At 58.6% G+C, this 9,603-nt stretch carries 10 protein-coding genes, 1 tRNA gene and 1 other RNA gene; 9 read left to right on the forward strand and 3 right to left on the reverse strand.

The window, feature by feature from the left end:
* The first annotated feature begins 36 nt into the window (after positions 1 to 36).
* From DWX39_RS08055 to DWX39_RS11140, 6 genes are all read left to right on the forward strand, one after another.
* A complete protein-coding gene (locus tag DWX39_RS08055; RefSeq protein WP_117759264.1) occupies positions 37 to 675 on the forward strand; it encodes a VTT domain-containing protein in 639 nt (212 codons plus the stop codon).
* A 297-nt stretch (positions 676 to 972) separates the two neighbouring features.
* Positions 973 to 2,025 (forward strand): branched-chain amino acid aminotransferase, encoded by a 1,053-nt coding sequence (locus DWX39_RS08060; RefSeq protein WP_035138743.1) that lies wholly within the window; start codon positions 973 to 975, stop codon positions 2,023 to 2,025.
* A 547-nt stretch (positions 2,026 to 2,572) separates the two neighbouring features.
* Positions 2,573 to 2,758, forward strand: a complete 186-nt coding sequence (locus DWX39_RS08065) for a hypothetical protein (RefSeq protein ID WP_117759266.1) — start codon at positions 2,573 to 2,575, stop codon at positions 2,756 to 2,758.
* 2 nt (positions 2,759 to 2,760) lie between these two features.
* The gene (locus DWX39_RS08070) at positions 2,761 to 3,756 is read left to right on the forward strand and encodes a YhcG family protein (RefSeq protein ID WP_117759268.1); all 996 of its coding nucleotides are present in this window, start codon (positions 2,761 to 2,763) and stop codon (positions 3,754 to 3,756) included.
* 9 nt (positions 3,757 to 3,765) lie between these two features.
* The gene (locus DWX39_RS08075; protein ID WP_117759270.1) at positions 3,766 to 4,194 is read left to right on the forward strand and encodes a type I restriction endonuclease; all 429 of its coding nucleotides are present in this window, start codon (positions 3,766 to 3,768) and stop codon (positions 4,192 to 4,194) included.
* A 75-nt stretch (positions 4,195 to 4,269) separates the two neighbouring features.
* On the forward strand, positions 4,270 to 4,719 hold the full coding sequence (locus DWX39_RS11140; RefSeq protein ID WP_199411472.1) for a hypothetical protein: 450 nt from the start codon (positions 4,270 to 4,272) through the stop codon (positions 4,717 to 4,719).
* Positions 4,720 to 4,748: 29 nt separating this feature from the next.
* Here DWX39_RS11140 and DWX39_RS08085 read toward each other — a convergent pair whose 3' ends face one another.
* Positions 4,749 to 5,300 carry a LemA family protein gene (locus DWX39_RS08085; RefSeq protein WP_082421874.1) on the reverse strand — a complete coding sequence of 184 codons (552 nt, stop codon included), beginning with the start codon at positions 5,298 to 5,300 and terminating at the stop codon, positions 4,749 to 4,751.
* Between the two features lie 211 nt (positions 5,301 to 5,511).
* Between DWX39_RS08085 and DWX39_RS08090 the strand changes: the two genes are divergently transcribed.
* The gene (locus tag DWX39_RS08090; RefSeq protein WP_158561641.1) at positions 5,512 to 6,096 is read left to right on the forward strand and encodes a TetR/AcrR family transcriptional regulator; all 585 of its coding nucleotides are present in this window, start codon (positions 5,512 to 5,514) and stop codon (positions 6,094 to 6,096) included.
* Positions 6,097 to 6,099: 3 nt separating this feature from the next.
* Here the strand turns inward: DWX39_RS08090 and DWX39_RS08095 are convergent.
* Positions 6,100 to 6,189 (reverse strand) — tRNA-Ser (locus DWX39_RS08095).
* Positions 6,190 to 6,240: 51 nt separating this feature from the next.
* On the opposite strand from DWX39_RS08095, the gene tadA reads away from it, so the two are divergent.
* Positions 6,241 to 8,022, forward strand: a complete 1,782-nt coding sequence (gene tadA / locus DWX39_RS08100; RefSeq protein ID WP_117759272.1) for a tRNA adenosine(34) deaminase TadA — start codon at positions 6,241 to 6,243, stop codon at positions 8,020 to 8,022.
* 453 nt (positions 8,023 to 8,475) lie between these two features.
* Positions 8,476 to 8,571, forward strand: an RNA gene (gene ffs, locus DWX39_RS08105) — signal recognition particle sRNA small type.
* A 348-nt stretch (positions 8,572 to 8,919) separates the two neighbouring features.
* Here ffs and DWX39_RS11035 read toward each other — a convergent pair.
* Positions 8,920 to 9,603 (reverse strand): hypothetical protein (locus DWX39_RS11035; RefSeq protein WP_199411473.1); only part of this gene is annotated, 684 nt, incomplete at its 5' end.

Raw genomic sequence — 9,603 nt, forward strand, 5'->3', positions numbered from 1 at the left:
GACGTATCCGCGCCCACAACTGAGAGGTTTTACTTCATGGGTTTCATCAATTTTATCGCCGAGCTGCTCAAAGACCCGCGCACCGCGATCGCCAGCTGGATTGCCGCCGGCCCGCTTATGGCCTACGGCTGCGTGTTCCTCATTATCTTCATTGAGACAGGCGTGGTGTTCTTCCCGTTTCTCCCGGGCGATTCGCTGCTGTTTGCTTCGGGCTTCTTTGCTCATAACGGTGGCTTTAACATCGTGGCCCTGCTGGCCGTCGCATGGGCTGCTGCCATCCTGGGCGACCAGTGCAACTTTATGATCGGTCACTTCTTTGGCAAAAAGATCATCGCCTCGGGCAAGGTCAAGGCCATGACGCCCGAGCGCATCAAAAAGTCCGAGGACTTCTTGGACAAGTGGGGCCACCTGGCCATCTTCCTGGGCCGCTTCTTCCCGTTTATCCGCACCTTTGTGCCCTTTATCGCCGGCATGGGCGGCATGCATTGGCGCAACTTTGTCATCTTTAACGTGCTGGGCGGCATTACCTGGTCGACGGTCTTTACGCTGCTGGGCTACTTCTTTGGCGGCATTCCCTTTGTGCAGGAGCACTTTGAGCTGCTGATTATCGGCATCGTTGCCGTGTCGATCATCCCGACCGTGGTCGGTCTGGTTAAGGCTAAGCTGGGCAAATAGAACGCGTAGATCGAGCCGGCGCGCAAACCGTGCAGTTGAGGCCCGTCACCGCTTACGGTGGCGGGCCTTTTTGCTTCGGTCAAATGAAAATACTTTAGTTAGTTAAAGAAAAACGTTTTATCCGACGCGCGTGCGGAGTACAATCTCGTGCATGCGAATCGACGTGCCATCGGCTTCGATGCCGTTCGCGTGTCCCGTCCGGCTCTACGCTCCGGGCGTGCGACGTTGCGACGCGGTCGGCCCCGGTCCTTGCGTGCAGGTTCGCGAGTTTGCAACTGTGTATGTAAGGAGCGACACATGACTGTCGAGAAGAAGGATATCGATTGGGGTAGCCTCGGCTTTGGCTACATGAAGACCGATTACAGCTATGAGGCTCATTGGAAGGATGGCGAGTGGGACGAGGGCGGCCTGACCACCGACCACACCCTGCACGTCTCCGAGTGCGGCGGTATCTTCCACTACTGCCAGGAGGTCTTTGAGGGCCTGAAGGCCTACACCGCCGAGGACGGCAGCATCGTCTGCTTCCGTCCCGACATGAACGCCGAGCGCATGTATAACTCTGCCCAGCGCCTCGAGATGCCCCCGTTCCCCAAGGACAAGTTCGTTGAGGCCGTCAAGCAGGTCGTTTCTGCCAACGCTGCTTGGGTTCCGCCCTTCGGTTCCGGCGCGACCCTGTACGTGCGTCCGTTTATGATCGGTTCCGGTGACGTGATCGGCGTGGCTCCCGCTCCTGAGTACACGTTCCGCATTCTCGTGACCCCGGTCGGTCCGTACTTTAAGGGCGGCCTTAAGCCCGTCAAGCTGCGCGTTTCCGAGTACGACCGCGCCGCACCGCACGGCACCGGCAACATCAAGGCCGGCCTCAACTACGCCATGTCCCTGAAGCCCACGATGGAGGCTCACCGCGAGGGCTATGCCGAGAACCTGTATCTCGACTCCGAGTCCCGCACCTATGTCGAGGAGACCGGTGGCGCCAACGTCCTGTTCGTGAAGGAGGACGGCACCCTCGTCGTTCCCCAGTCGCACACCGACTCCATCCTGCCCTCCATCACCCGTCGTTCGCTCGTTCAGGTTGCTCAGGACCTGGGCATGACCGTCGACCAGCGTCCCGTCGAGTGGGCCGAGGTCAAGGCCGGCACCTTTGTTGAGTGCGGCCTGTGCGGCACCGCTGCCGTTATCTCCCCGGTCGGCGAGATCGACAACAAGGTCTACGGTGCCGACGAGACTGTGACCTTCCCGGCTGGCTACACCGAGATCGGCCCTGTGATGAAGAAGCTCCGCGAGACCCTGACGGGCATCCAGTCTGGTGCTGTTGAGGATAAGCACAACTGGGTTTACACCGTGGCGTAAGCTGCCATAGCTGTTCGGCCCGAGGGCAACCTTCCTTTCCGGCGCGTCCTCGGACATGAAAGAACCTCCGCTGCGCACTTCGTGCGGCGGAGGTTCTTTCGTCCTGCGGAATGCGCCGGAAAGGAAGGTCGCCCTCGGGCCTGCGTGAGCCCGGCACTTACGAGACGGGTAATGATGGGTCTGAATAAAAGATGGTGCGCGGCCTTTTGGCCGCGCTTTTTGTATATATGGGCCGTGCGCCCCGTTTTCTTTGCTGCTAAGGCTTTGCCGTAGTTGCGGCCGAAGATGAGGCCGGCTAGGAGTAGGGAGACTCCCAGGCCCATGTGGAAAACGGCGATGAAGCGGTCGGGGCGATGCCGCTCGAGCGCAGGGCGATGCCGCTGTCCATTATGAGTTCACTATAAGGCACTGGGTTTACCGCCGCTGCGTTAGCGCGCAACCCCGCGACCATGGCTCGTGCGGTAAATACAGTGCCATTTTGCGCATTACTACGTCTGATAAAATTGAGCCCACATACTGTATTGCATCATGCAAGCAAGGAGGAGCCGTGCGCTACGCAGACCTCATCGACGGGAACGTTACGGAAAGCGAGCTTAAGGCTTATTTGGTCGAGGGCGAAAACGTGGCGGTTACGGTTCGCATATCCAAGAACATGCGCGACGTGGCCAAACAGGCCGCCGAGCTTACGGGCGTGAGCTTCACCAAACTCATGTCCGGCGAGATCGAGGTCTAGCCATGCTGATGAACAACGAAGAGTACAAGGACGCTTTTAATCACATCGTCCTTATCGTCAATCAGGCACGCGCCAACGCTGTGCAAAAAGCATCCTCCGAAATGGTGCGTATGTACTGGCTTATCGGCAATGAGGTTGTCGCGCGTTCCGAATGGGGCAACAAATTCATCGACACTCTTTCGCAAGACATCCGCTCCGCTTTCCCCGGAATCAAGGGCTTTTCTGTCCGCAGCCTCAAGTACATGGCAAAGTTTGCGCGCGAGGTTGACTCAGAATTGTGCAATAGCTATTGCACAATTCCCTGGGGACACATCGTGAAGCTCCTGGACAAGACTGAACCGGGCGCCCGTCGCGAATGGTATAGGAATGCCATTGTCGAAAATGGATGGTCGCAAGCCGTTCTCGACCATCAGATCGATCTAAAGCTCTATGAGCGTCAGGCGCTCGCGGGCAAGGCCACCAATTTTACGCGCACTCTGCCCGCGCCTGAAAGTGAGCTTGCTCAACAAGTGCTCAAAGATCCGTACGTTTTTGACTTCATCACTGCTAAACAAGGGCTAAAGGAACACGACATCGAAGAGCAGATGGTTTCCAATGTGACCAAGCTCTTGTTGGAGTTGGGAACAGGCTTTGCGTTTATGGGGAGGCAGTATCACCTAACGGTCGGCCAAGAGGACTTCTACATAGACTTATTGTTCTACAACGTCAAACTGCGAAGCTATGTAGTCATTGAGTTAAAGAACGAGAAGTTCAAACCGGAGTTTACCGGACAATTGAGCTTCTATGTTGCTGCCGTGGATGGTGAGCTTGCTAACGAAGGGGACAACCCCACGATTGGCCTTTTGCTTTGTAAGGAAAAAGATAACGTGGTGGCTGAATACTCGCTCAGGGACATTGCGGCGCCCATAGGCGTGAGCGAGTATCGGCTTGGGGATGTGCTGCCGGAGCAATACCTCGAATACCTACCGACGCCAGAAGATCTGCAGACAAGAATCTAGGAACTTGTCATGTCCAAGAACCGTTATTCCGAAGAAGAGGCTGTGCAGAAACCAGCAGGCGAGCTGCTCGCGAAACTTGGATGGGACGTCCAGTACTGCTTCGATGAGGAAAAGCTTGGGCTGTATGGCACACTTGGGCGCGAGAGCTACCATGACGTGCTGCTTAGGCGCGATTTGGAAAGCGCACTGACCGAACTTAATGAATGGATGGATGAAGCCGACGTCGCTGAAGCGATCAAAACGCTCGAGCACACGTTTGTGGGCGATTCCCTGCTTCAGATCAACGAGGCCAAGTACAACATGCTGCGCGACGGCATTCCCGTACGCAAGCTAAACGCGGACGGCACACCCCGCACCGAGCTTGCGCAAATATTTCACTTCACAATCCCCTTCGTATCGTGTTCGTGTGTGCCATGTGGCTCACCGGCTTTGACGTGAAGCCCCTGTCGGTGATGTATTTCGACAAGCCCATGAAGGCACACGGCCTTATGCAGGCCATCGCGCGCCAATCGCGTGGCCGAGGGCAAGAGCAACGGCCTTATCGTGGACTACATGGGCGTGGTGAAGGCGCTGCGGCAGGCACTGGCCGACTACACGCGCGATTTAGGTGACGACCGCGATCCGGTCGATGTGGTGGTGGGCAAGGACGAACTTATCAGGCGTATTGGGGAGCTGACGGGGCAGATCACTTCTTTTATGAGCGATCGGGGCTTTGAGTTGGAAACACTTCTCGCCGCAGACGGCTTTGGAAAGCTCGAGGCAATACAAGACGCCGCCGATGCCATGTTCCCTCCCGGCGCGTCCTCGGACATGCAAGAAGCCCTCGCTGCGCACTTCGTGCGGCGAGGGCTTCTTGCGTCCTGCGGAGTGCGCCGGGAGGGATGGTGCGCGGCCTTTTGGCCGCGCGTTGTGCGGGGATACGAAAAGGGCCCAAGGTTTACGCCTTGGGCCCCAAAGGGTTGATGAACTGGCTTAAGACTCTGCCTTGTTGTTTAGAACTTGACGGTCGGGGCCTGACGGGCTGCTTCGGCGGCCTCGAAGCCCTGGCGCTCCTTAAACTGGAAGATGCCGGCAAAGATGACAGCCGGGAACGTCTGAATGGCGTTGTTGTAGCTGAGCACGCAATCGTTGTAGCTCTGGCGTGCATAGCTAATCTTGTTCTCGGTATCCTCGAGCGATGCCTGCAGCTGCGTAAAGTTGGTGTTTGCCTTAAGATCGGGGTAGGCCTCGGCCACGGCAAAGAGTTGGCGTAGCGCACCGGTCAGCACGTTGTCGGCTTCCATCTTGGCCTCGGGCGTGGTGGCCTTGACGGCGGTGTTGCGCGCGCTGATCACGGCGGAGAGCGTCTCTTGCTCGTGCTTGGCGTAGCCCTTGACGGTCTCGACCAGGTTGGGGATCAGGTCGTTGCGGCGCTGCAACTGCGTATCGATGTTCTGCCAGGCGTTATCGATGCGGTTACGCTTGGTGACCATGTTGTTGTAGATGCCGGCGATGGCGCAGACAATCACAATGACAACAACGATGCCGATGATGACGGTAATCATGATGTCTCCGTTTCGAATGGCCGCGGCGGCATGCGCCAGCTGCCGTTGGTATAACGCTACTAGTATACCCGCAACGTTTTGCCGTGCCGAACTTTCCGGTAAGCGTTATGTTTTCGGTGGGGTTGGCACTGGGGCAAAGCGCGCGAGGTACAGGTGTAAGATATGCGACAGATTGACGAGTGTTGTCTTTGCCCTGAGGATGGCGATACCAGTGGACCTTCGCATCAAGAAAACCTACCGTGCCCTGTTCGATGCCTTTACCGAGCTTCTCGAGGAGCATCGTTTTGAGGACCTGACGGTTGCCATGCTGTGCGACCGCGCCATGATTCGCCGCACGACGTTCTACAAGCACTTTCGCGACAAGAACGATTACTTTGCCTTTTATATCGATGAGCTTATGTCGGGTTTGCCGCAAAAGCGGGTTGGCGAGGCCGGCGCAGTGTCTGCCGAGGACGTGCGCGCGCTTCGACACGCGATTTTGGACGATGCCATGGATTTGATTTTGGCGCACGAGCAGCTCATGGATAACATTTTGGCAAGCAGCATGTCGGGCATGCTGACAAACGTTATTTGCGACCGCATTGCCCGCTCCATCCGCGAGCGTGTGATGAACGTGCTTGCCGAGGATGCCCTGGCCCCCGTGTCACTCGAGACGACGTCTGAGTTTGTCGCCGGCGGTATTATTCGACTTTTCACGATATGGTGGGAATCGGGCCACGATCTTGAGCGTCGACCTGAGATAGCCGACGTGGTCGATGCGCTGTTCGAGCGAACCATGACGCCGGTGCATCACTAAAAGTGGCGGAGAGAGGGGGATTCGAACCCCCGGAACGCTCTCGCGCTCAACGGTTTTCAAGACCGCCGCATTCAACCGCTCTGCCATCTCTCCGTGAGTCGTAATGATAGCATCGTTTTGAATTTGCAACAGGGAAGGCGAACGATGACGATCACCGAAATCGACGAGAAGTTCATGCGCGAGGCGTTGGCGGAGGCGCGAGCCGCCGCGGCGGTGGGCGAGGTGCCTATCGGAGCCGTAGTGGTGCGCGACGGCGAGATCGTCGCGAGGGCGCATAATCGTCGCGAGCTCGACCAGGACCCTTCGGCGCATGCAGAGTTCGCGGCCCTGTGCGCCGCTGCCCAGACGCTTGGCCGCTGGCGCCTTTCCGACTGTACGGTCTACGTGACGCTCGAACCCTGCTGCATGTGCGCGGGGCTTATGGTCAACGCGCGCGTGGGGCGCTGCGTGTATGGCGCGAGCGACGCCAAGGCGGGTGCGTTGGGATCCCTATACGATTTGAATGCCGACTCGCGCCTGAATCATCGGTTTAACGTGACGGCTGGCGTGCTGGCAGACGAGTGTCGTGAGGTGTTGAGCGGCTATTTTAGTGGGTTGCGTGGCACCGATGGTACTGGCTGCGGTTGCGGGGCCGATCTTGAGGCACATGCCGCCCATGCCGAGGCGCTTGCGTGTGCCGAAGAAATCGCCGTTGAGGTGGTCGATTTTGGTGCCGCGTGCCGCCGGCCCCGCCGTGTGCTGTTGGCGATCGACTCCTTTAAGGGTAGCGTTTCGAGCGCGCAGGCGGAGGCGGCGGTTGCCGAAGGCGTGCGCCGTGTGTGGTCCGATGCCCAGGTGGCCACGTTGCCGCTGGCAGATGGTGGTGAGGGAACGCTCGATGCCGTTGCCGCGTGCGGCGGTGAGATTGTGACCTGCGAGGTGGCAGGCCCCTTTGGCGACCGCGTGTCCGCCCGGATACTGGTGGACGGCGAGCACGAGTCGGCTGTTATTGAGATGGCCGAAGCCGCAGGCATCGGGTACTCGCCTTGCACGGAGTCGTCGGCGCTGGCCGCTACAACCTATGGCGTGGGCGAGCTCATGCTTCGCGCGGTTCGCACGGGCGCAAAGACTATCTATATTGGCTTGGGCGGCAGCGCCACCAACGACGGTGGCGCCGGCATGCTGCAGGCGCTGGGCGCGCGTGTGGTCGATGAGCACGGCCGCGATATCGCTCCCGGTCTCGCGGGTCTCGAACACGTGGTGAGTATCGATTTGGCGCCAGCGCTTCGGGCGCTGAACGGCGTGCGTGTCGTGGTGCTTTCCGATGTCGAGAACCCACTCGTGGGACGCCGAGGTGCCCTAGCGGTGTTCGGTGGGCAGAAGGGCCTGCCGACAGATGATACCGAGGCGCTACGCAGGTACGACAGTTGGATGGTCGGCTACGGTCGTTTGCTCGATGCGGCGATTGCCGGAGCTCGAGCCCAGGGGTTGATGCGCACACCCGAGGGCGCACGGACATTTGGCTCGGTGCTCGGCGTGCCCGGTGCCGGTGCTGCGGGCGGCCTAGGTGCTGCGCTGCTGGCGCTCGGTGCGGAGCTGCGCTCTGGCGTGGAGACGGTGCTCGATCTCGTGGGATTTGACGAGCGCGTGCGCGATGTCGACCTGGTCATAACGGGCGAGGGCAATATGGATGAGCAATCCGCTGCCGGCAAGGCGCCGGTGGGTGTGGCTCGTCGTGCGAAGCGATATGGCAAGCCGGTGGTCGCCGTCGTGGGCGGTCGCGCCGTCAACCTGGATGCGGTGTATGGGCAGGGCATCGACCTTGTACTGCCGATCTGTCGCAAGCCCATGCCCCTCGACCAGGCGCTCGGTGTGCAAGAGGCCACAACCAACCTCATCTGCGCCGGCGAGGCAGCCGCCCAAGCCTACGACCTCGCCCGCCTCTAAAACCCATCCCCTCGATAAGTTGCGGTGAAATACGGAGTGTTTTTGCCTTTAAGGCGCCAATTCAGTCCGTATTCCACCGCAACTTCGTGAATGGTCATCCGAGGCTGGCCGCCTTGGGCCTTGGGTCGGACCGTTTGCCACGAAATGCGGCCATCTACTACGTTTGACCGAGCTACCTCGACCATCCCGGATTTTGTGAAATTAAAACCGCAGGTAGAGAGCTTGCCGATTTCCGAAAAAGCCGGCTATGGTTGACCCCTGTGACCAAAACGTAGTAGATAGGCCCTTTTCGTGGTGCAGCGTCAGACCGGTCTTTTTGGGTCGGGGCTTTCTTGACTACTTTCGCCACTCTGATGCCCCCAGTCAAAAAGTAGTCAAAAAAGCCCCGTCCCAAATTAGCTGTCTTGCCCCATCGGGCGGGAGCAGGTAAGATATACCGAGCGCCTAGCGCGTTCGATGGGTTCGGATGACGACATGTTCCGAATCTGGTCAGGTCCGGAAGGAAGCAGCCATAAGGAGCCTCTGTCGGGCATCCGAATCCATCGAGTGCGCAGGCGCTTTTTGGTGCCGCGGCTACCCGCGAGTGCCGGCAGGGCGCTTGGTGTCTCGCTGGTCCTCGGCTTTGCCTGCGGGATCGCTCGACTACCAAGCGCCCTGCCGGCACTCGCGGGTAGCCGACCAAAACCACCTGAAGGGTCACATTTATCTGAATAATTTAATCCCGTGTCTTTTGCTGCTCGTTGGCGTTGTTTGGGCATTGATGGCTACGTGGTTCAAGAGGCGGCGGTGCTGTTGCTTGAATTTTTGTAGTTAAAGAGGCCCGTTTCCCTAGGTGGGGAAACAGGCCTCTTTTTGTCTCTGGGCTTGTGGATTGGCGAAGACAATAACCGCTGGCGGCTATTTTGAGTTCCTGATGCGGCGTGTGGCTGTGGCGGTTATTCCGAGGCCTGCGGCGGCGATTGCCGCGAGTGCGATTGCACTCGGCGCTGCATCTCCCGTGTTCGCGAGCTTGCCGGCGGTCGTATCTGCTTGCTTGGTGGAGCTCGATGGAGCGTATTTGCCGGTCGCGGGCGAGCCGGTGGGCTGCGTCGTCTCGGTCGGTTGCGTCGAGTTGGAGGGAGGCGTCGTCTCGGTCGGTTGCGTTATCTCGGGCGAGGCGGTCTTGTCCGCCGCGGCCTTTGCCTCTTCGTATGCCTTGCAGGCGTCGTCATAGGCCGTTTGCGCTCTTTTCAAATCGTCGAGGAGCACATCCCGCTTGGCTGTTTCTCCGTCGAGATGGGTTTTATTAAACTCCACTTCGCTTTCAAAGAAATAAATCAGGCTTTTATGACTTTCGAGGCGCATTCGGCAGTGCTCAAGCTCATCTTCACAGGAATTTTCTTGCATTATTGCCTCTGTGATCGCCTCTTGCAACTGCCGAATAGTTTCGGCAGGAGTCGTGTAGTCGATTTTATTTAATTCTGCCTCAAGGGCTCTTGTCCGGTTGTGGGCCTTATCGCATTCGGCTTGAGCTGCATCGACGTTCGCTTGCATGGTAGGAAGGGATTGGTAGCGCGCAGAGATGTGGTGTAAGAGGCGGGG

This window comes from Collinsella sp. AF19-1LB, assembly GCF_003459655.1.
Taxonomy (GTDB): Bacteria; Actinomycetota; Coriobacteriia; order Coriobacteriales; family Coriobacteriaceae; genus Collinsella.